At 62.4% G+C, this 20,674-nt stretch carries 19 protein-coding genes and 1 pseudogene; 9 read left to right on the top strand and 11 right to left on the bottom strand.

The features are described 5' to 3' along the window. The first annotated feature begins 205 nt into the window (after positions 1–205). From GIW79_RS18165 to GIW79_RS18145, 5 genes are all read left to right on the top strand, one after another. The gene (locus tag GIW79_RS18165) at positions 206–1,504 is read left to right on the top strand and encodes an NAD(P)/FAD-dependent oxidoreductase (RefSeq protein ID WP_236453414.1); all 1,299 of its coding nucleotides are present in this window, start codon (positions 206–208) and stop codon (positions 1,502–1,504) included. A 134-nt stretch (positions 1,505–1,638) separates the two neighbouring features. Continuing rightward, complete coding sequence (locus tag GIW79_RS18160; RefSeq protein WP_034128191.1) at positions 1,639–2,004, top strand: cupin domain-containing protein; 366 nt, start codon at positions 1,639–1,641, stop codon at positions 2,002–2,004. A 13-nt stretch (positions 2,005–2,017) separates the two neighbouring features. Next, positions 2,018–2,839, top strand: a complete 822-nt coding sequence (locus tag GIW79_RS18155) for a molybdenum cofactor biosynthesis F family protein (RefSeq protein WP_198790592.1) — start codon at positions 2,018–2,020, stop codon at positions 2,837–2,839. Beyond that, complete coding sequence (locus GIW79_RS18150) at positions 2,832–3,635, top strand: SDR family NAD(P)-dependent oxidoreductase (RefSeq protein ID WP_054917504.1); 804 nt, start codon at positions 2,832–2,834, stop codon at positions 3,633–3,635. The genes GIW79_RS18155 and GIW79_RS18150 overlap by 8 nt, the downstream gene beginning before the upstream one ends. After that, positions 3,625–4,380, top strand: coding sequence for an SDR family oxidoreductase (locus GIW79_RS18145; RefSeq protein WP_054897407.1), 756 nt, complete (start codon positions 3,625–3,627; stop codon positions 4,378–4,380). The genes GIW79_RS18150 and GIW79_RS18145 overlap by 11 nt, the downstream gene beginning before the upstream one ends. Positions 4,381–4,708: 328 nt before the next feature. Here the strand turns inward: GIW79_RS18145 and feaR are convergent, their stop codons facing one another. The 3 genes from feaR to GIW79_RS18130 all read right to left on the bottom strand — a co-directional run bounded on the left by feaR (position 4,709) and on the right by GIW79_RS18130 (position 7,793). Next, a complete protein-coding gene (feaR, locus tag GIW79_RS18140) occupies positions 4,709–5,650 on the bottom strand; it encodes a transcriptional regulator FeaR (protein WP_181125097.1) in 942 nt (313 codons plus the stop codon). 114 nt (positions 5,651–5,764) lie between these two features. Beyond that, positions 5,765–6,331, bottom strand: coding sequence for a DUF3156 family protein (locus tag GIW79_RS18135; RefSeq protein WP_181125096.1), 567 nt, complete (start codon positions 6,329–6,331; stop codon positions 5,765–5,767). After that, on the bottom strand, positions 6,294–7,793 hold the full coding sequence (locus GIW79_RS18130) for an APC family permease (protein ID WP_054897404.1): 1,500 nt from the start codon (positions 7,791–7,793) through the stop codon (positions 6,294–6,296). The genes GIW79_RS18135 and GIW79_RS18130 overlap by 38 nt, the downstream gene beginning before the upstream one ends. A gap of 217 nt (positions 7,794–8,010) precedes the next feature. Here GIW79_RS18130 and GIW79_RS18125 point away from each other — a divergent pair, with 217 nt between their 5' ends. Continuing rightward, entirely contained in the window at positions 8,011–9,333 is a 1,323-nt protein-coding gene (locus GIW79_RS18125) for an alginate export family protein (RefSeq protein WP_236453411.1), read from the top strand. 32 nt (positions 9,334–9,365) lie between these two features. Here the strand turns inward: GIW79_RS18125 and GIW79_RS18120 are convergent. Both GIW79_RS18120 and GIW79_RS18115 read right to left on the bottom strand, forming a co-directional pair. Continuing rightward, a pseudogene (locus GIW79_RS18120) lies at positions 9,366–9,839 on the bottom strand (flavin reductase family protein); the annotation flags it as partial. Between the two features lie 56 nt (positions 9,840–9,895). Further along, entirely contained in the window at positions 9,896–11,065 is a 1,170-nt protein-coding gene (locus GIW79_RS18115) for a p-hydroxyphenylacetate 3-hydroxylase oxygenase component (RefSeq protein ID WP_034128200.1), read from the bottom strand. Positions 11,066–11,301: 236 nt separating this feature from the next. Here GIW79_RS18115 and GIW79_RS18110 point away from each other — a divergent pair, with 236 nt between their 5' ends. Then, complete coding sequence (locus GIW79_RS18110; protein WP_236453408.1) at positions 11,302–12,789, top strand: aldehyde dehydrogenase family protein; 1,488 nt, start codon at positions 11,302–11,304, stop codon at positions 12,787–12,789. Between the two features lie 107 nt (positions 12,790–12,896). Here GIW79_RS18110 and GIW79_RS18105 read toward each other — a convergent pair whose 3' ends face one another. From GIW79_RS18105 to GIW79_RS18085, 5 genes are all read right to left on the bottom strand, one after another. Continuing rightward, a complete protein-coding gene (locus tag GIW79_RS18105) occupies positions 12,897–13,301 on the bottom strand; it encodes a RidA family protein (protein WP_054897401.1) in 405 nt (134 codons plus the stop codon). 303 nt (positions 13,302–13,604) lie between these two features. Beyond that, a complete protein-coding gene (locus GIW79_RS18100) occupies positions 13,605–14,537 on the bottom strand; it encodes a pyridoxamine 5'-phosphate oxidase family protein (RefSeq protein ID WP_089042181.1) in 933 nt (310 codons plus the stop codon). 79 nt (positions 14,538–14,616) lie between these two features. Beyond that, positions 14,617–15,501, bottom strand: a complete 885-nt coding sequence (locus GIW79_RS18095; RefSeq protein WP_236453407.1) for a LysR family transcriptional regulator — start codon at positions 15,499–15,501, stop codon at positions 14,617–14,619. Then, positions 15,501–16,421 (bottom strand): LysR family transcriptional regulator, encoded by a 921-nt coding sequence (locus GIW79_RS18090; protein WP_236453405.1) that lies wholly within the window; start codon positions 16,419–16,421, stop codon positions 15,501–15,503. Before GIW79_RS18090 ends, GIW79_RS18095 begins: the two co-directional genes overlap by 1 nt. 171 nt (positions 16,422–16,592) lie before the next feature. Further along, positions 16,593–17,225 (bottom strand): glutathione S-transferase family protein, encoded by a 633-nt coding sequence (locus tag GIW79_RS18085; RefSeq protein WP_034128205.1) that lies wholly within the window; start codon positions 17,223–17,225, stop codon positions 16,593–16,595. Positions 17,226–17,440: 215 nt separating this feature from the next. Between GIW79_RS18085 and GIW79_RS18080 the strand changes: the two genes are divergently transcribed. Both GIW79_RS18080 and GIW79_RS18075 read left to right on the top strand, forming a co-directional pair. Beyond that, positions 17,441–18,517: an aldo/keto reductase gene (locus tag GIW79_RS18080; RefSeq protein WP_054898365.1), complete on the top strand. Its 1,077-nt coding sequence runs from the start codon at positions 17,441–17,443 to the stop codon at positions 18,515–18,517. A 355-nt stretch (positions 18,518–18,872) separates the two neighbouring features. After that, entirely contained in the window at positions 18,873–20,078 is a 1,206-nt protein-coding gene (locus tag GIW79_RS18075; RefSeq protein WP_054898364.1) for a DUF1835 domain-containing protein, read from the top strand. A gap of 15 nt (positions 20,079–20,093) precedes the next feature. Here the strand turns inward: GIW79_RS18075 and GIW79_RS18070 are convergent, their stop codons facing one another. After that, positions 20,094–20,615: a hypothetical protein gene (locus tag GIW79_RS18070; protein WP_014719098.1), complete on the bottom strand. Its 522-nt coding sequence runs from the start codon at positions 20,613–20,615 to the stop codon at positions 20,094–20,096. Positions 20,616–20,674 lie beyond the last annotated feature (59 nt).

Raw genomic sequence — 20,674 nt, 5'->3', positions numbered from 1 at the left:
GGCTCAGGGTCACGAAGTATTTAGTTAATAGTTTAACGAAACTCTAACATTCCCGGCCGGCGACCGCGCTATAACTTGTAGGTGCCCTCGCCCGTGGCGCGCTGAATCAAAAACCCGGGCACGCAGGATCAAGACTTCCCGCCCGCCAGGGGCCCTAATGGAGGCATCCGCTTTAGCGCCTTCCTTCACTTTTTCAGGCTGCGCCATGATCAACATCGAAACCCCCACGTACTACACCGCCACCAAGAAATACAACCTCAGCTTCCCCACCCTGGAACAGGATATCGACGCAGACGTCGTGGTCATCGGCGGCGGCTTTTCCGGGATCAACACGGCCCTTGAGCTGGCGGAAAAAGGCATCACCAACATTGTGGTGCTTGAAGCGCGCTACCTGGGCTTTGGCGGCACGGGCCGCAACGGTGGGCAAATCATGGCAGGCATCGGCCATGACCTGGAGAAGATCAAGAAGGACGTGGGCGAAGACGGCCTGCGCCAAGTGTTCGAGATCAGCGACCTGGGCGCCGACATCATCAAGAACCGCATCGCCAAGTACAACATCGACGCGGACTTTTGCCACGGCTACGGCTACATGGGCTTCAACGCCCGCCAGGAAAAAACCCTGCGCGCCTGGGAGAAGGACTTCAAGTCGATCAACAGCCAGCACGAAATCCGCTTTCTCGGCGGCTCCGACGTGCAGCAGATCATCGGCTCCACCGCCTACACCAGCGCCCTGTTGCACATGGGTGGCGGGCATGTGCATTCGCTGAACCTGCTGCTGGGCGAAGCCACCGCACTGGCCAGCCATGGCGTGAAGATCTTCGAGAACAGCCCGGCCCTGGACGTCAGCTACGGCGAGCGCATCACCGTGCGCACCGGGCGCGGTTCGGTACGCGCCAGCAAGTTGCTGTGGGCCTGTGACAGCTTTCTCAACAAGCTGGAGCCAGAACTGCACCGCTCGACCATCAACACCTACGCGTTCCAGATGATGACCGAGCCGTTGTCCGAGGAGTTGATCCAGCGCATCAGCCCGATCCGTGGGGCCTACAGCGATATCCGCCCGGTGATCGACTACTACCGCGTGACTAACGAAAACCGCCTGCTGTTCGGCGCCGCGACGCCCCTGGTGGAGCACATTCCCGGTGACCTGAAAGCCTGGAACCGTCACCTGATGCTGAAGATTTTCCCCTACCTCAAGGACGTGAAAATCGACCTGGCCTGGGGCGGCCCGATGGCGTGCAGCCCGAACCTGTTCCCGCAGGTGGGCACCTTGCCGGGGCGCAGCAACGCGTTTTTCGTGCAGGGCTATTCCGGCTTCGGCGTCACCCCCAGCCACATCATCTGCAAGGTGCTGGCCGAAGGCATGAGCGAAGGCTCGGCGCGCTATGACCTGGTCAGCTCGATTCACCGCCCCACCATCATCGGCAAGGACGCGATTCGCCCGCTGCTGCTGACGGCGGGCAAATCCTGGCACCAACTTTCCGGCTACTGGAACGGTCGCCGCTAACCCCCTGTAGGAGCGGGCTTGCGCGCGAAAAACTTCAACGATAACGCGTGTTTCCTGAATGAACGCGGCGCCTGTGAGTTTTTCGCGAGCAAGCTCGCTCCTACAAAAATCTCGTACTTATCGGAGCATCTGCCATGACACTTACCACCCTCAAACACAACGTCCAGCTGTCGGAACTCGACGCCTGGGGCACCGTGGCCGACCTCGGCTCGCAAATCCTCGAAGGCGAAGTACGCGCCTTCGGCAAGATGACCTTTGGCGCGCCCACCGATGCGGTCAGCAGTGCTTACTTCGGCACGACCCAGGGCAAGTTCCGCATGGTCTACCCTTTCGCCGAGCAAGCCACGGTGGTCACCGGCGAAGTGGTTCTGACCGACGAGTCCACCGGCCAAACCACCCGCTACAAGGCCGGTGACAGCTGGTTCGTGACCAAGGGCACGCCGGTGCTGTGGGAAGTGGTCAGCGAGAGTTTCGTCAAACACTACTTCGCCGTCGTGTAAGGGAGGCGTTGCCATGTCGAATTCATCTGACTGGATCACCGTGGGCGCCCTGGCCGACGGTTTTGCACCCGAGGCGTTCATCCTGCCGACCCTGGCCGACCTGGCCGGCCAGACCTTCACCCTGCACTTTGCCAATGGCTGGCAGATCGAACACCGCTTCGAACAGGAGCGCTTGGCCTGGCACGCCGCCGATGGCCACTCCAGCGGCAGCGCCGTCTACCGCGCCAGCTCCATTCGCCCGGGCCTGTACCTGGTGGACTTTATCAAGCACGAGGCGGGGCAAAGCTGGTCGATCAGCCTGGTGCTGGACACGCCAACTGCGTCCTTTACCGCGGTGATTGGCCGTATGCCGGAACCGGCAGAGACCCACGAAGGCCTTTACCACCGCGCCCTGGCTGGCAAACCTCTGACCTCGGTACAGGTTGACTTCCTCCACGGCAGCCTCGACCGGCCGTGGCAGGAGGGCCACTGCCTGCACGCCCCCACCGACGAGTTGGTCGGCCTGCGCAACCACTACCGCTACAGCCCCAGCGAGGTCTACGAACACATCTACCTCAACCCGCGGTTCTACGCCTGGCAATGCCTTGAGGGCGTGGAGAAAGGCTTGTGCGACACCGACCGCTGCCATTACTACAAGATCGCCGAACAGCTATACCTGTTCGTCTGGCAGGAGAAGATCGTACCGACCCTCGGCCTGGTGCTGATCGACCTGCAACAGCACCGCAGCGACGGCAAGATCTTCGGCTATGCCGGGGCGTCCTTCGACGCGCTGTCGAACTTCCCGATCAGTTCCTATTGCCAGGTGCTCAACCGCACAGAGTACCCCCGTGACTGAGCCGCGCACGGTGGTGATCACCGGGGCCGGCACCGGCATCGGCGCTGCCTGCGCACGCTTGTACGCACAGGAAGGCGCGCATCTGGTGCTGATCGGTCGGCGTCGTGAGCCACTGGAACAGGTGGCGCTGGACACCGGCGGGCTGATCCTGGTGGGCGATGCCGCCTGCCCGGACACCTGGGACGGCTTCATCCAACAAATCCGCAGCCACTTCGGGCGCCTCGATGTGCTGCTGGCCTGTGCCGGTGGCCACGGGCTGGGCAGTGCGACCCAGACCAGTCAGGCCACCTGGGAAGGCGCGCTGCGCAGCAACCTCGACAGTGCGTTTTACAGCGCCCGCGCCTGCCTGCCGCTGTTGCAGGAAAGCGCCGGGAACATCGTGCTGATTGGCTCCATCGCCTCATTGGCGGCAGGCCCCGAGGTGTGTGGCTACACCACCGCCAAGCATGCGCTGCTCGGGCTCAACCGCTCGCTGGCCCGTGATTATGGGCCCCATGGCGTGCGGGTGAACGCGGTGTGCCCAGGCTGGGTGCACACGCCGATGGCCGACGCGGAGATGCAGCCGTTGATGGAGGCGTACGGCGAAACCTTGCAGCAGGCCTATGCGCGTGTGTGTGCCGATGTCCCGCTGCGGCGCGCCGCCCGTGCCGACGAGATCGCCAAGGTGTGCCGCTTCCTGGCCAGCGATGACGCCTCGATCATTACCGGCGCCACGTTGGTGGCGGACGGTGGCTCCAGCATCGTCGACGTGCCGACGCTGGCGTTTACGCACCTGGAGCCTGCCCATGACGAATGACCTGGATTTCAGCGGCCAGGTCGTGCTGGTCACCGGCGGCGCCCAGGGCATTGGCCTGGGCATCGTCCAAGCCTTTGCCCAACGCGGTGCGCGGGTGGTGATTGCCGACCGTAGGGTTGAACAGGCTGAAGCCCTGGCTGCCGGGTTATGCGCGCAGGGGTATCACGTTGACGCCGTTGGCGTTGACCTGGCGGATGCCGAAGCGGTGTTCGCCTGCGTCCAAGGCTTGGCGCAACTGGATGTGCTGGTGCACAACGCCGGGTATTTTCCGCTGACCGCCTTTGCCGACATTACCCCAACGATCCTGGAGCGCACCCTGGCGGTGAACCTGTCGGCGCTGTTCTGGCTGACCCAGGCGGCGTTGCCGATGTTTCGCGAACAAGGCCGGGGCTGCGTGCTGGTGACGTCTTCGGTCACCGGCAACCGGGTCGGTTATCCGGGGCTGAGCCACTATGCGGCGTCCAAAGCTGGGGTGAATGGGTTTATCCGCAATGCAGCGCTGGAGCTGGCGCCGTTGAATGTGCGGGTCAACGGCGTGGAGCCCGGCATGATCGCCACCCCGGCGATGGATAACCTGGGCGATGCGGCCGTGAATGACAGCATCGCCCGCCGTGTGCCGCTGGGGCGCCTGGGCGCGGCGGCGGATATTGCCGGGGCGATGGTGTTTCTGGCCTCTGACCTGGCGGGCTATATCACCGGGCAGACGCTGGTGGTGGATGGTGGCGCGACGCTGCCCGAAATATGAAACCCGATCGTTCCCACGCTCTGCGTGGGAATGCATCCTGTGACGCTCCGCGTCACGACTTCTGGCGCGGGACGCGGAGCGTCCGGGGCGGCGTTCCCACGCGGAGCGTAGGAACGATCAACAGCTGTCCTATCGGCAGACGGCGGCCTTGTTCGACATCCGTAAGTTCGACATCATCGGTCTCTGGGAACGCTGCTTTGATGAGGGCGGTTTGCCGATCGTTCCCACGCTCTGCGTGGGAATGCATCCTGTGACGCTCCGCGTCACGACTTCTGGAGCGGGACGCGGAGCGTCCGGGGCGGCGTTCCCACGCGGAGCGTGGGAACGATCACGCTTGCACCGCCTGCAACCGGCTGGAACGAAAATCCTTGGGCGATACTTCGAACTGCTTCTTGAACGAGCGGCTGAAGTGCGCCGAGTCGGTAAAACCCCACTTGTAGGCAATCGAGGTGATCGACTCACTGCGCAGGAACGGGTTGGTCAAGTCATCTGCACTGCGCTTGAGCCGTGCGCGCTGGATATAGCGGCAGACGCTGTCATCCTGTTCTTCAAACAGACGGTACAGGTGCCGCACCGAGATATTCAGGCGGTTGGCCAGGCCGATCGGGCTCAGGCCTGGCTGGCTCAGCGACTCATCGATGACTTTTTGTACATAGCTGCGCAGGTTATTGCCGTGCAACGCAGCAACGCCCTCGCGGCACTCGTCGCCCTGCTCCAACGCCGACCCCAACAGCGAGACGAAGGCCGCTTGCAGCGCTTCCACTTGCGTGGCGTCTTCGTCGGTATCGTCCTTGCACAGTTGGTCCATCAGCACATGCAGCATGCGCCCGCAGGCTTTGGTCGAGGAGATCTTGCCGAAGGCCCGTGCCTGGCCACCCAGGTGCTTGCACACCGCACTGCGCGACAGGGACAACGAGGCGTGTTCGATCAGGCCGAAAGGGGTAATTTCAATGGAGCCTACCGAGTCCATCAACAGCATTTCGCCGGGGGCCAGTTGTACGGTCTGGTCGTTCTGAGTGATTTGCGAATAGCCGCTGCGCTGGCTGACCAGAAAACATTCCTGGTCGTTGTCATGGTCGGCGTGGTGCGTCGGGCGCTTGATCAGCCCGGCATTGGTGCGCAGGATGGCCAGGCCACGCGGCAGGTTATGGATCTCGCCGATAAACAGCGAACGGTTGAAAGCCAGTTCGGTATCGAAGTGGCCGCACGCGTCGCGCAGTTCGCGGTTCCAGCTGTCGAGCCCGTCGGGTGCATGCTGTGGGATGCTCATGGGGTGTCTCCGCAGTGGCGTTATTCTTGTTGTTCTGGTGCATTAGTTAACATGTTATCTATATGCACGCAACAACAACCTGTTTGCCCTTTGCAGAAGCACTAATGGTGCCAATCAGAGGTCCGACAATACCCGCCGCAATCCGGCCAGTACGACCAAGAGATACCCGCGTTGCTCGGTGCTCAACGCAATGTAGCGCCGGAACGCCGGCACGCGGTTGACCACCTCGCTGCCGCCCATATGCTCCAGGCGCACGCACCATTGCTGGTCTTGCAGCTCGATGCGCAGGCGCTTGAAATCCAGCGGCATCAACGCTTGGAACAACACGCTGTCAGCCTGCAAACGCGCCTGCAACTCACGGCCCAGTGCCTGGTTGCCAGCGCGGCGCCGCACATGAATACCGCTGCGCCGGATCGCGCCGCCATGGTGCACCTCGAAGCTGCCAGCGCCACCCGCTGCCGCAGGAACGCGCAGGACACATTCGGTCAGCACCAGGTGCATCAACAACTGCGACTCGGTGCGCTCGACAATCTCGAAGGCCACACCGCCCACTTCAAGGCTTGCCAGGCCCAGGTCACGCCGCAGGTGGGCCAGGGTCACCCCCGGCCGATACCCGCTGGGTGCGCGGTCAGCACGAAACAGCTCAAACAGTTTTTGCCGCAAGGTCGCTATAACCCTCATGGGTGTGCCCCGGTTCGTGATTGAATTCCTTGGCCAACACCTCTTCCACGCAGGCGGGCTTGAAGGGATTGACCTTCTGCACCACCAGGGTCCAGAACAGCGCATAGGTGGCCGTCACGCCGAGCATCACGCCAAACGGCACGTAGATGTCAGCAGGGTTCATGCCTGGCGGAGTGATAAACCACATGCCCAGCAGGATGCCGATGCTGGAGACGATCTGCGGCAGCGGGAACCACGGCGAGCGATAGGCCCGAGGCAAGTCCGGACGCCGAATGCGCAGGATCACCACCGACAGCGTCACCAACAGGTAAGCGAAACTCCACGCGCACACCGCCGCCAGCACCAGGTGCATGATGTTGTCAGTGTTGCCGCCCAGGTACAGCGCATGCAGGCACGGAATCAACATGGCCACCAGGATGCACAACAGCGGCGTCTTGAAACGCGGGTGCAGATAGGTGAACACCTTGGGCAAGGCGCCATCCACCGCCATGCCGTAGAGGATGCGCGGCACCCCGGCCATCAGGGTATTGATGGTCGCAGCGCCAGCGAACAGAAAGCCGATACCCAGCCACAACGGGCCGATCTGCCCCATTACCTGTTCGGCAAATCGGGGGATGGCCATGGGCGTGTCCAGCAGGTGCACGCCGGACGCGGCGTCGAGCACGACGTTTTCCACCTGGCGCTTCATCGCCGCGCCATAGATGAACATGCACGTCGCCACGCCCATCAGCCCGAGCATCATCGCCCGTGGCATCACCTTGGCCGATTGGCGCAGGTCCGGCGCCAGCGGGGTGACGAACTCGCAACCCACGAACATGAACATCGCCATGCCCACCAGCGACAGCACGGTGACCAGGTCGGTGCCCACCAGCGACTCACCGAACCAGCCCTCCAATTGCACCGCCGGCGCGGCGATCAGGCCCAGTACGCCGAACACCATCAGGGTGGTCCACATGCCGAAGGTCAGGATGATCTCGGCGCGGCCAAATGCGCTGACGCCAAAGGCGTTCAGCACGCCGAACACCAGTACGAAACCGACGCCCAGCAACCACGAGCCGCCGGCCGACTCTGCCAGGGTGTTGAGGTGTTCGAAGTTCACCAGGGCCATGACGCCGGCGAGGATGGTTTCGGCGGTGCCGGCGAACACATGCACGATCAGGTAGGCCGACAAGGTCCCGGTGATCGCAAAGAACCGGCCCATGCCGCAGTTGATGTAGTCGTACACCGAGCCGGTGGTGGGCAGCATCGAGGCGGCCTCGGCGAAAGTCGTCGCCTGGGCCAGCATCATCACCACGGCGATCAGCATCGCCAGGGCAAACGCGCTGCCACCGATGCCAAAGCCCATGGTGGCGGTGAGAATCACCGGGCTGGCCATGATCAGGCCGATGGTGCTGGCCAACGCAGTGGGAAAACCTACCGTACCCCGGTTGAGGTGTGCGGTGAGTCGGTCGTTGATCGACATGGAGGGGTCCTCGAAGCGGTTTTTTTTAATGTGTCGGCACTCTGCGCCCCACTCCCGTTGATCGTCTTGCCCCTGTCTGCCGCCGGTTTTGTTGCTGCCTGCCAAGGCCTGCTGCCTGGCGGCCAGAGTCAATTGCCTGGCACGCAGGGAAAAGACTTGGCCTCACACCGCTCGCCCTAATGCGCTCTCACTCTTAACCAAGATGGGGGCAATAACAATGGAGCACACACTGAAAAACCGCTGCCTGCGCCAGACGGTCGGCCTGGGCGTGGCACTGCTGGTGGGCCAGGCGCAGGCCATCGAGTTGTATGCAGACGCCGACACCCAGGTCACCGGCAACTTCCTCGCCGTGTACGGTATGTTCAACAGCCCGAAGAACTACGATGGGCGCAGCGGCGGCTCCACTTGGCGTGAGGCGTTCATCAAGTACGGCCTGAGCGTCGAACAGCGCCTGGGCAACCTGGGCGGTGTGTATGGCACGGCCAACCTGGTGAGTTCCGGTACCTGGGGCGACGGCGATGCGGCCGGGTTGACCAACGGCACCGAGCGCACCACCAAGTTTGACGAAGCCTTCGCCGGCTGGCGGTCTGGCGAGTTGTTACCGGCGCTGGGCAAGGACGGCCTGGACCTGTCGTTCGGTCGCCAGATCATCATGCTCGGCGACGGTTTTATCCTTAACGACGACGGCCCCAACCTGGGCAATGGCGTCGGCGACGGCGAGTTCAATCGCGGCGGCGCCTACTACATCGCCGCACGCCATGCCTTCGATAAGACGGCGGTGATTCGCCTGGGCGGCAAGGACGGTGTGCACGGCAGCCTGATGTGGATCAAGTCCGACAACCGCGCCCAGGCCCTCACCGAAATGGCCGCCGGCACCCTGGAATACAGTGCCGCGCCGGGCACCCTGGGGCTGACCTATATTCACGGCATCAATGTGGATGAGCGCTTCGCCACCGACCTGCAGCGCCAGCGCAAAGGCATGAACCTCTACAGCCTGCGCGGCACCGGCAATGCCGGTATCGACCACGCGCACTTCGCCTTCGAACTGGCGCGCCAAAGCCGTCGCGATGGCCAGGAAAATGCCGGTTACGCCGAAGCCGGCTACACCTTCGCCAACCTGCCGTGGTCACCGGACCTGACCTACCGCTACGCCCGTTATTCGAAGAACTGGGACGGCATGTTTTCAGGCTTCAACCGTGGCTACGGCACCTGGGTGCAGGGCGAAGTGGCGGGCAACTATTCCGGCCCCTTCAACAGTAATACCGCCGTGCAGCACGTGGCGCTCAAGGTCAAACCACTGGAGAACGTCACCCTGGGGGCGCTGTTCTTCGACTACAACACCGTCAGTACCCGCGGCCAATTGAACCTGGATGGCCGCGAACTGGACCTGTATGCCGAATGGGCCGTCAACGAGCACCTGATCATCACGCCGCTGCTGGGCCTGTACAAACCCGATAAATCAGCCGATACCGGTGGCAATCAGGTCGGCGGCAACGGCACCAATGTCTACAGCCAACTGGTGGTCGCCGTGCCGTTCTAAACTGCTTCGGGCGCGCAGGGAGGCAGCGCCCGGACCTCGGCATAGGCGCCCTGATGATAGAGCAGCGGCGCACGGCCAAAATCATCGAAGGCCACCACCTTGCCGATCATGATCCAATGGTCGCCGCCGTCCACCTGCTGGTATTTCTCGCAGTGAAAACGCGCCGAGCAATCGGCGAATACCGGCGAGCCCCCCTCCCCCGGCTCGTACTCGATCAGGGCGAAGCGGTCTTCACGGGGGCGGGCAAAATTGTTCGACAGGTGCACCTGGTCCGCCGCCAAGACATTTACGGCAAAGTGGCTGGCCTCCTCGAACACGGCATGGCTGTTGGAGCGCTTGTCAATGCTCCACAGCACCAGCGGCGGGTCGAGGGATACCGAGTTGAAACTGTTGGCCGTCACGCCCACCTTGCGCCCGGAGGCGGTGGCGGCGGTGACCACGGTCACGCCAGTGGCAAAATTGCCCAAGGCGCGACGAAAGGCTCGTGGGTCGAATACGTCGGACATGCAAGACTCCCGGGTGGCCTCTTTGGGCCGCCCTGATTGTTGTAGGGAAAACGCAGCTACACCATGCTCGGGTCGGGTTCCAGGCCCATCAGCTCACGGCCAAGGATCTGCGCGCACACGTCATAGTCGGTGTAGGCATGCGCGCCGGTCATGTGGGCATCGCGGAACAGGCGCTGCATTTCGTTGTGTTCGAACCAGGCATTGCCACCGGCGGCGGCGAACAGCCGGTCTACCGCTTCGATGCACATCTTGGTGGCGTAGGCCTGGTTGGTGCGCCAGAACGCCAGGGTTTCTCGCGCTGGGTAGCGGTGGGCGGCGCTGTGTTCGGCGTGGTCTTGCCAGGTCTTCTCCAAAAACGCCCGAGCAGCGGCCACCTGGTGGGTGGACTCGGCCAGGCGCATCAGCGCCGGGGTCGCTGCGCCGACGGCGGCACCGGTATAGGCGCGCACACGGTTTTTGGTTTTTTCGCGGAACACCTCCAGCATGCGCTCGGCCACGCCGAGGCTGACGGTGGAAAAACCACTGGCGAAATACGGCCGGTACGGCGCGTAGAAAATCTGGCTGTCTGGGTAGAGACCAAAGCCTGCGGACTTGCCTTCCATCATGTCCTTGGCCTTCTGGATCCGGTGCTCAGGCACCCAGGCGTTGTCGATGATCAGGGTCTTGGTGCCGCTGCCTTTCATGCCGGCCGCGAACCAGTCATCGCGGATCTGATAGTCACTGCGCGGCAGCACGGCAAAGCAGTAATCCTGGGTCCCTTCGGTATTCTGGCGACGGCAGCCGACAATCGCCCACTCGCCATGGTCACAGCCGCTGCTCCAGCCCATCTCGCCACTGAAGTACACGCCGCCCTCGCCCTCGGTCACCCGACCGAACGGCGCAATACTGCTGCTGGCCGTGGCATCCGGGTTGGCGCCCCAGATCTCCTCCTGCAACTGCGCCGAGAACAGCGCCAGTTGATGGCTATGGGTACACAACAAACTCATGGCCCAGGCGGTGCTGGCGCAACTGCCGGCGAGCAAGGCGATGCAGTCGGCGAATTCGGGCAGCGACAGTTCCAGGCCACCGAATGCCTTGGGCTGGAAGGCGCGGTGCAGGCCGATGCTTTTGAGCAGCGCGATATTCTCATCCGGCACTTGGCGCAGCTGTTCGGCACGGCTGGCGTTCGCGGCAATGGCAGGCAGAAGAGGCTTGAGGTCTTCGAGGAGCGGGTTTGGCTTTTTCATGGACGGCCCTGCTTATTATTGGAAGTCCGGCAGGCGCTCCGAATCGTGGAACGGCGCGGGATGCAGGGCCAGTATCAAACGGGTCGTGCAGGCGGGAAAATGCACGTTCGGCAGGCAAGCTTGTACTTTTCACAAGCACGGCAGGCACAGACATAAAAGCTGGCAGGCACAGTCAAGCCGCTTATCAGTGCGTTGGTTAACCTCGGGGTTTCTTTGTGAACTGCCAGGAACCTGCCATGAGCGATATCCCGTTGCTGCCTCAAGTGGAAGCCTTTTTGCGTCGCCGCCATGGGCTGTTTATCGACGGCGCCAGTGTGCACAGCCACACCGACGCACGCCTGAGCGTGACCAACCCCGCCACCGGCCAGGTGATCGCCGACGTGGCCGATGCTGACCTGGCGGATATCGACGCTGCGGTCGCTTCTGCCAACCGTGGTTTTCAGCTGTGGTCCCAGGCTGCGCCCGCCATCCGTGGCAACGTGCTGCTGAAACTGGCCGACCTGCTGGAACAGCACCGCGAAGAACTCGCGCAGATCGAAACCTGCCAGTCAGGCAAGATCATCCAGATTTCCCGCGCCTTTGAGGTCGACCAGGCCGCGCACTTCCTGCGCTACTACGCAGGCTGGGCCACCAAGCTCAGCGGCCAGACCCTCACGCCCTCCCTGCCTTCGTTCAATGGCGAGCGTTACACCGCCTTCACTTTGCGCGAACCGGTGGGCGTGGTGGTAGGCATTGTGCCGTGGAATTTCTCGACCATGATCGCCATCTGGAAGCTGGCCTCGGCGCTGGTGACCGGCTGCAGCATCATCATCAAGCCCAGCGAATTCACGCCGCTGACCCTGTTGCGCATCGCCGAACTGGCCATCGACGCCGGCTTGCCGGCGGGGGTGCTCAACGTGCTGACCGGCGGCGGCCATGTCGGCAAGGGGCTGGTGGAACACCCCGGCACGCACAAGGTGTCCTTCACCGGCTCAGTACCCACCGGTATTGCAGTAGGCCGCAGTGCCATGGGCGCCGGGCTGACCCGCGCGACCCTGGAACTGGGTGGCAAGAACGCCGCCGGCTTCCTGCGCGACATGGATGTAGACAAAGCGGTGGATGGCATTATCGAAGCGGGTTTCCTGCACTCGGGGCAAATCTGCGCAGCGGCCGAACGTTTCTTCGTGCACCGCTCGCAAATCGACGCCGTGCTGGAAAAACTCAAGGCGCGTCTCAGCCGCCTGACCATCGGCTCGCCCCTGGATGAACACACCGAATTCGGCCCGGTGACCCACCAGCAACACCAACAAAAACTGCTCGGCTACTTCAACCAGGCCCGCACCGAAAACAACACGATCATCCACGGCGGCCACCTCATCGACCGTCCCGGCTGCTACGTCGAACCCACCGTGATCCTGGCCAACCACCTGCACGACACCCTGCTCAACGAAGAAACCTTCGGCCCCATCGCCACCTTCCTGCCCTACGACGACGAAGACGAACTGCTGGCGCTGATGAACCACGGGCCCTACGGGTTGAGTGCCAGCCTGTGGACCAACGACCTGGGCAAGGCCCTGCGCATGATCCCGGCGATCAAGGCAGGCACCTTGTGGGTGAACATGCACACCCTGCTCGACCCGGCGGTGCCGTTTGGCGGCAGCCGGTCTTCGGGGTTAGGCCGGGAGTTTGGTGGTGCGTTTATTGAGGATTACACCGAGCTTAAGTCGGTGATGATTCGGTATTGAATGGCTGTAGGAGCGAGCCTGCTCGCGAAAAACGTCAACGATAACGCGTGCATCCTGAATAAGTGCGGCGGCTATGGTTTTTTCGCAAGCTCGCTCCTGCAAAAGCCCTAACTGAATGGAACCACCGCCTCCGCCTCAACCTCGATCAACCACTCAGGCAACGACAACCCACTGACGATAATCCACGAAGACGGCGGCGGGTTGTGCGCGAAGCGCTGGCGCAGCGCCTCGACAATCGGCTCCTGCTGATCCCGGGCAGATTCGACGATATACAGCCGCAGCATGATCACATGAGACAGGTCGCCCCCCACCTCGGTCAGCACCTTTTCGACATTGTCCAACGCCGTGGCCGTCTGCTCGGCAATACCTGGGCCCACCGTACGCTCTTGAGCATCAACCCCCACCTGCCCGGACAGCATGATCCGCCGACCCTCTGGCACTTCCATGGCCTGGCTGAAACCGTATTGCAGGGAGTTGAATACCGTCGTGGGATTAATGACCTTTCGTTGCATGACCAATCCTTGTTTGTCAGTAGGAAGACAAAGCTAACCTAGAGACTCTGCCCACGCTGACGGTTCAACATCCAGCAACATTTCATGGGGGAAGCGCTGAACCGGGAATGCCCGGGGGCCTGATGAAAACGCGCAAACCCAGCGGACAATGACATTCCCCTGTGGGAGCCGTCGAGCTTTAGCGAGGCCGCGATAGCGGTGGGTCAGGCAATGAATATGTTGACCGTGCCGCCGCCATCGCAGCCTCGCTGGGGCTCGACAGCTCCCACACTGGATAGGCTGCGCCTGGGAGAGTGCGCCAGGCTACCAAGTACCCATCGCCAGGCTGTGCGGCGAAAACTCCGCGAATTGCCACCGCAACGCCAATGCTGCCGGGCGGCGGACCACATGTTCCACCGTTACCGTCCACAGGCGCTGCGCGCCTTCGAACTCAGCCACTTGCGGCCCGCTCAGGATCAACGAAGTACGCCCGGCCACTTGCAGCACGTCACCGGTCTCAAAATCAACAAACAACAACCCCGCCACCGGGTTGGCGTGCAGGTTGCCGAGGGTGTTGAAGAACAGGTTGCCGGCAAAATCCGGGATGGTCAGTACGTTGCCTTCCACCCGCACAAACCCCGTGTTGCCGCCGCGATGGGAAACGTCCACCGAGCGTTCGCCGTGCTGGTCGACGTAGCTGGCGACGAAGAAGGTGTCGGCTTGGCGGATCAGCGCTTGAGCCGCATCGTCCAGGCGGCGGCTGCGCTCGGCCAGGTTGCCGGGTTTGCGTGCAATGCCAGCGACGGGCCGCAGTTGGATGTATTTGGGGCAATTGCCGAAGGTGTGCACTACGTCCACCGCAAAGCCCTCATCCTCAAGCGATCCGATCCGGCCATTCATGCGATTGCGGCGGCGGGTGTTGAGGTCGATGCCCAGCAGGCCGATCGCCGCGCCATCCGCTATCCCAGCCCAGGCGGGATCGCTTTTGGCGGGCAGGCTGTCGATCTGCAGCGTGTGTGGGTCCGGTGAATGCGCAAACCCTGGAGCGCCTTCCAGCATCGTTGCCCAGGGGATGCCTTGTTCGTCCACCACACCCGCGATCAAGTACGGCAGCAGCGGATAAAAATCGCGGTGCTGCTCAGGCAAATGATCACGAATGACCTTGGGCCCGATCATGGCCATGCGTTCAGAAACGCCGGCACTTTCCTGCATGTGTCGTTCGCCGACATGCCAAGGGGTTGCTTCAATCGAGTGCATGGCGCTCACCTCCGGTTAGATACGAGCATGCTGCGCCCAGGCCTTGATAGAGAGAATGCCCACCCAGGGCAATCCACTATTACGCCAACTGAAACGCCGGATGCTCGCGCAACGCGGTGACGCAGTAGTCGACAAAGCTGCGCACGCGCATCGATGCATGACGGCCTTCGCGGTAGACCACATGCACCGGCTGCGGCGGCAACTCGAAGGTAGGCAACAGGCGCTGCAACTGGCCGCTCGCCAGGTGTTCGTGCAGTGGATAACTCAAGGCTCGAATCACGCCCGCCCCCTGCACCGCTGCATTGATCGCGCCTTGGACAGTGGCGCAACGCAGCCGGGCGCGAGCCTTGAGGGTGTAATGCGGGAAATCCCAGTGCACCGGGTCGGCGCTGGCAATCAGATGCTGCTGCTTGAGTTCAGCCGGATGCCGGGGTTCGCCCCGGGTCGCCAAGTAAGCGGGGCTGGCACATACAACAGTGCGCACCTGCCCGACTTGCCGCGCAATGAGTGACGAGTTGGGCAATTCGCCGACCAGCACCGCCACATCCAGCCCTTCTACGTGCAGGTTAGGGAAATAGTCGTGGTAGTGCGCGATAACACGCACCGCCGGGTAGCGATCCGCATAACCGGCCAACAGCGGCGCCATGACATAGCGGCTGAACAGCAACGGCAGGAATATCCGCAGGTCGCCCTGGGCCTGCACATGCAAACCGTTGGCCGAGGCCTCGGCCGCGTCCACCGCTGCCAGCAGGCGCACGCAGTCGGCAAGGTAAGCCTGGCCTGCGTCGCTCAGGCTGACCCCACGGGTGCTGCGATGCAGCAACACCACGCGCAGGCGTGCCTCCAGGCGCGCAACTGCACGTACCAGCGTCGGCCCGGAAACCTGCGCATGACGTGCCGCCGACGCCAGGCTGGGTTGCCCGGCCAGCGCGGCAAACAGCTGCATATCGCGATAACGCTCCATCAGGCACGCTGCTTGGTCGCGGCGTTCAGGGCCGGGTCCTGCCCGAGGCGATGGCTGAGGAAATCCACAAACGTATTGACCTTGGCCGGTACTCGGCCGTTTTGCTGGAACACCACGTGGATCGGCAGCGGCGCCGGTTCGAAATCCTCCAGTACCAGTTCCAGTTCCCCCGCCGCCACCGCTGCCGCGACTTGATAAGACAGCACCCGCGTCATGCCCCACCCCAGGCGGGCCAGGTTGATCGCGGCATTGTTGGCGGTGACAACCAGGCGTGGCTCGATGGGTACCTTCAGCGGCTGGCCGGCGTCAACGAATGTCCACTCACTGACCAGTTGGCTGGACGATGAGGTGACGAGCTTGGCCTCACGCAACTGCTCGGGGCGCTGGGGGCGCCCGTGTTGGTCAAGATAAGCCGGCGATGCGCACACCACCCGGCGTACTTCGCCGACCTTGATCGCTTGCTGCCCGGATTGCTGCAGGTGGCCGATACGCACCGCCACGTCCACACCTTCGTCGGTCATATTGACCACCCTATCGACCAGCAAGGCGTTGATACTCACCAACGGAAAACGGTCCAGATAATCCCCCAGTACCGGCGCCACATACAGCTCGCCAAACAGTACCGGTGCGGTCACCGTCAACTGGCCGCCCGGGATGGAGTAGCTGCCCGCCGCCGCTTCCTCGGCTTCGTCCAGCTCGGCAAGGATGCGTCGGCAATCGTCCAGGTAACGCTGGCCGGCTTCGGTCAAGTGCAGGCTGCGGGTGGTGCGCGCCAGCAACTGCGTGCCGATGCGTTGTTCCATGGCGGCAATGGCGCGGGTCACGCTGGGCGGCGACGTGTTCAGGCGCCGGGCGGCAGTAGCGAAGCCCTCCTCCTCGGCCACGGCCAGGAACACCTGCATTTCATGAAATCGATCCATCTTTACGCCTTCTGATTATGTGTCCCCCTGTGGCGAGGGAGCTTGCTCCCGCTGGGGCGCGCAGCGGCCCTGAAAGCTGCCAGCGCGGTTTGGCTGAATAAATACGGCAGCCTTGTTGGGGCTGCTGCGCAGCCCAGCGGGAGCAAGCTCCCTCGCCACAGGTGTTGGGCTTCAACTCGATTGCAAACCGACAGCCGTGCGCGGCATGCCGACAAAACCCGGCAGTGCTTCGATGCTGGCGAGCCAGGCGCGTACCTCAGGGTAGTCGGCCAGGGACACATTGCCTTCCGGCGCATGGGCCACGTAGGTGTAGAAAGCGATATCGGCAATGCTGGGCTGCTCACTGGCGAGGAAACGGCTCTGGTTCAGTTGCTGTTCCATCACGCTCAGCAAGGCATGGGCACGGTTGATTGCACTGACAGTGTCCACCTCGGCGCCAAACACCGTGGCCAAGCGCGCCGTGGCAGGCCCGGCATGGAGTGGGCCGGCGGCGGCCGAGAGCCAACGCTGCACCCGGGCTTGCCCGACAGGGTCGCTCGGCAGCCATTCGCCGCGGCCATAGGTGCTGGCCAGATAAATCAGGATCGCATTGGAGTCGGCCAGTACCGTGCCGCCGTCATCAATCACCGGCACCTGGCCAAAGCTGTTCAGGGTGGTGAGGAACTCAGGCGTTTTATGCGCACCTTGCTTGAGGTCCACCAGGATAAATTCACTCGCCAGCCCCAGCAGGGACAACATCAGTTCGACCCGGTGGGAATGGCCGGACAGGGGGAAACCATAGAGTTTGATCGCAGGCTGGGTCATGACAGGCTCCAGATGAGTGGGTATCGACGCCAGGGATGTTCTACCACTGCCATGTCTGGCGGAATGACCAGGATTCACAATCCAGCATTTCATCCAGCGAAACAATCTTCATTGACGTCATAGCCAAGCTTGGCGCGAGGTTTTCATGAAAAAATTCAAACTATCGCCGTCCCCATCGTTCACACCTTCACGTGCAACGTTAAGTAGGAGGCAACATGCAGTACCGACAACTGGGTCATTCCGGCCTGCTGGTATCGGAAATCATCCTGGGCACCGTGCCCTTTGGCGGTCGCGCAGAGTTTGAAAAATGCGGGGCGGTGGACGTGCCCCTGGCCAAGCGCATGTTCGATATGGCGTTCGACGCCGGAGTGAATATGGTCGACACCGCCGACCTCTATTCCCACGGCCTGGCCGAAGAAGTGGTGGGCAAGGCGCTGGGCGACAAGCGCAACGACATTCTGCTGGCCACCAAAGGCCGCAGCCCGGTGGACGACAACCCCAACAACTCCGGCTCGTCGCGCTACCACTTGATCCGCGCCTGCGAAGCCAGCCTCAAGCGCCTGGGCACAGACCACATTGACTTGTACCAACTGCACAACTGGGACGGCATGACGCCAATCGAAGAGACCCTGGAAGCCCTGCGCCTGTTGGTCGGCTCAGGCAAGATCCGCTACTTCGGCACCAGCAATTTCACCGCCTGGCAGATGATGAAAACCCTGGGCAAGGCTGAACTGCACGGCATGCTCAAGCCGATTACCCAGCAGATCTACTACACCCCGGAATCCCGCGAGGCCGAGTACGAGTTGCTGCCGTTGGCCCTGGACCAGCAGGTTGGCACTTTGGTGTGGGGCCCGATGGGCGAAGGCTTGCTGACCGGCACGACCCGACGCGGGCACAAGCCGCCCGCCAATACCCGCCAGGGCAGCGGTTGGCCGGAACCCTACGTCCACGACCAGGAGCGTGCGCTGGACATTATCGAGACCCTCGCCGCCGTCGGTGATGAACACGGCGTCTCGGTCGCCCGCACCTGCCTGGCCTGGCTCAAGGATCGCCCGGGGATCACCTCGCTGATTATCGGCGCCCGTACGGAAGCACACCTGCGCGATAACCTGGCGGCCACCGAGCTGAAACTCACCGAAGAGCAGTCGGCGCGCATCGAAGCCGTCACTCGCCGTCAGCCGTTGTACCCCTACTGGCACCGCTTCACTGCCGGGATTGATCGTTTTGATCCAGCGGAGCAACCCTTCCTGGCCGAGCATCAAAAAACCCTGGATGCGCGCCAGGACAAGTAAAACAGCACCCGCTCCAATGCCGACGAATTAAGCGAACGCAATGCTCAAAGCAACGAAGATCCAATGTGGGAGCTGGCTTGCCTGCGAAAGCGGTGGTGCAGTAACAGATGCAGCGACTGACCTACCGCTTTCGCGAGCAAGCCCGCTGCCACACAGGGACTGCGCTTGACTGAGTGGCACTGGGGCAATGCCCACATTTTCAGGGTTGCACCGAACGGCAATGCTGCCTATATTTCCCGTCTGGCGCTCTCTACGCCACCTTCCGCGGAAAGGGCTGCGCCCAAGACATCCCAGCTCCACCTCATTTCTACGACTCCCAACCTTGAAGCGGAAAAGGTTTGTGCAAGGAGCTCGTATGTCGCAACGCCCTTTAGCCTCCACTACCCATGGCCGCCTCAACCTTGAGCAGCAGCGCAAGCGCGCCAAGGAACTGTTGTCGCAGCTGAAAAGCCTAGACCCCAGCGCAACCTTGTCCCAGGCTCAATGGCAGGTAGCCAAACAGCTGGGCTTCGCCAGTTGGCCCAAGCTCAAGGCCCACGTCGACGCCCTCGACTTTGCCGCCCGCCACCCTGGTTTCGATGCCAGCGATGAATCCCGCACCACTCATTGGCGGTGTGGTAATGATATTGCCCACAGCCTGCAAGTGGCCGGGTTCAAGGGACAGTTCCGGATGCTCACTGACCCGTTGTGCATGGGGCCAGTGCGTGAACTACCCAGCGAAGCGTTCCGAGCGATGCGCAGTACCTTTATCAGTCAGGCCTTTGCCCTTGACTCCACTGAAGTTGCGCATCGCATCAACGATGAATACAACCAACTACAAGCCTTGAACAACGCCGATCACAGTGTGCTGTGGTGCGAGGCGGACGCCTACGATCAATTGTTCCTGGTCCGCGCCCTGGCTGGCCTTGAGCAGGCGCCGCGCAAGCTGGAGCTGATTGAGGCAGACCGAATTCCCGGCGTCGAGCGATTTATCGGCATAGGCCAATTGGCCCCCGATGTGCTGGCCTGGCTCTGGCCGCAGCGGCGCTTGATCGACGACGACGCAGTGCAGTTGGCCAAACGGGCCTGGTCGGCTTACTGCGACAGCTCACCGCTCAAGCTCGCGGAACTGGCCCATGGCAATCACCCTGCCCTGCCCTTTCTGGCGCCGGCGTTACGGCGTCAGTTACAGGAGTTGCCGGGTCTCGAGGACGGGTTGTCACTGACTGAACGTTTGTCCTTGAAATATATTACTGAGGTCGGGCCTGTGCCTTTCGGTCGGGTGTTTGCCGAGTTGATGGCCAAGCGCGAGCCACTGCCTTTCCTGGGCGATATGATGTTTCACGCGCTGCTGCGCCCATTGATTGATGGGACGGCGCCGCTGCTGATCGAGACCGAAACGAACATGGAGTGGCCGCGCCGCGTATTGGCGCTGACGCCACTGGCGCAGCAGGTACTGGACGGCAATGCCTGCTGGCTGGACCACGCCAGCCATGAGCGCTGGGTCGGTGGTGTGTGCCTGCGGCCACGGCAACCTCATTGGGCACTGGACCAAGATGATCTGCCCGTCTGGCGTGACTGATGCTGCACGATACGATCAGCGCTTGGGAAACAACCCCACGGCACATGCCACCACCGTCGGGTCGCCTTGATAGACCGCCCGCGGGCTAATCGAAGGCTGGGACGCTCGGCCGTCCACGGCGTGCAGCATGGGCCACTCAGCGATCGGAGAACTGTGTGCCGGATCGACAATTTCCATGCAGCGACGCAGGGAGGTGAAGTCGGGCGACTGTGACAATGACAGGTGCAGGGTCTGGCTAACCGAGACCGACACCACAGAGCGCTGCGCACATTGCCCGTCATAGATCAGCGTGTGGCGGATCAACGGGTTGTCATGGCAGTACTTGAGCAGGTTGACCTGCCGTGAGTGCACCAGCGCAGTGTTGATGATCAGCAGGTCAAACGCCACAACGCCCGAGCGTGTCAGTGCCTGCAACTCGTCGAACGAACTCAACGGGGCGATGCGGTGATAGCCCAGCTGGTTGAGCATTTTCTCGATCTTGATCCGTTGCAAAAGCTCTGCATCGGCAATCAGAAGGCGTAACGCTTTATTGGACATAGGGTAAACCTGACAGTTGGGCATCCGCGTCGATCATTCAACGCTGAGCAAAGTAACCG

Origin of the sequence: Pseudomonas sp. PA-7-1E (genome assembly GCF_021605325.1) — a bacterium.
In the GTDB taxonomy this organism is placed as follows: domain Bacteria; phylum Pseudomonadota; class Gammaproteobacteria; order Pseudomonadales; family Pseudomonadaceae; genus Aquipseudomonas; species Aquipseudomonas fluorescens_BV.
This window is presented reverse-complemented; position numbering and strand designations above follow the sequence as displayed.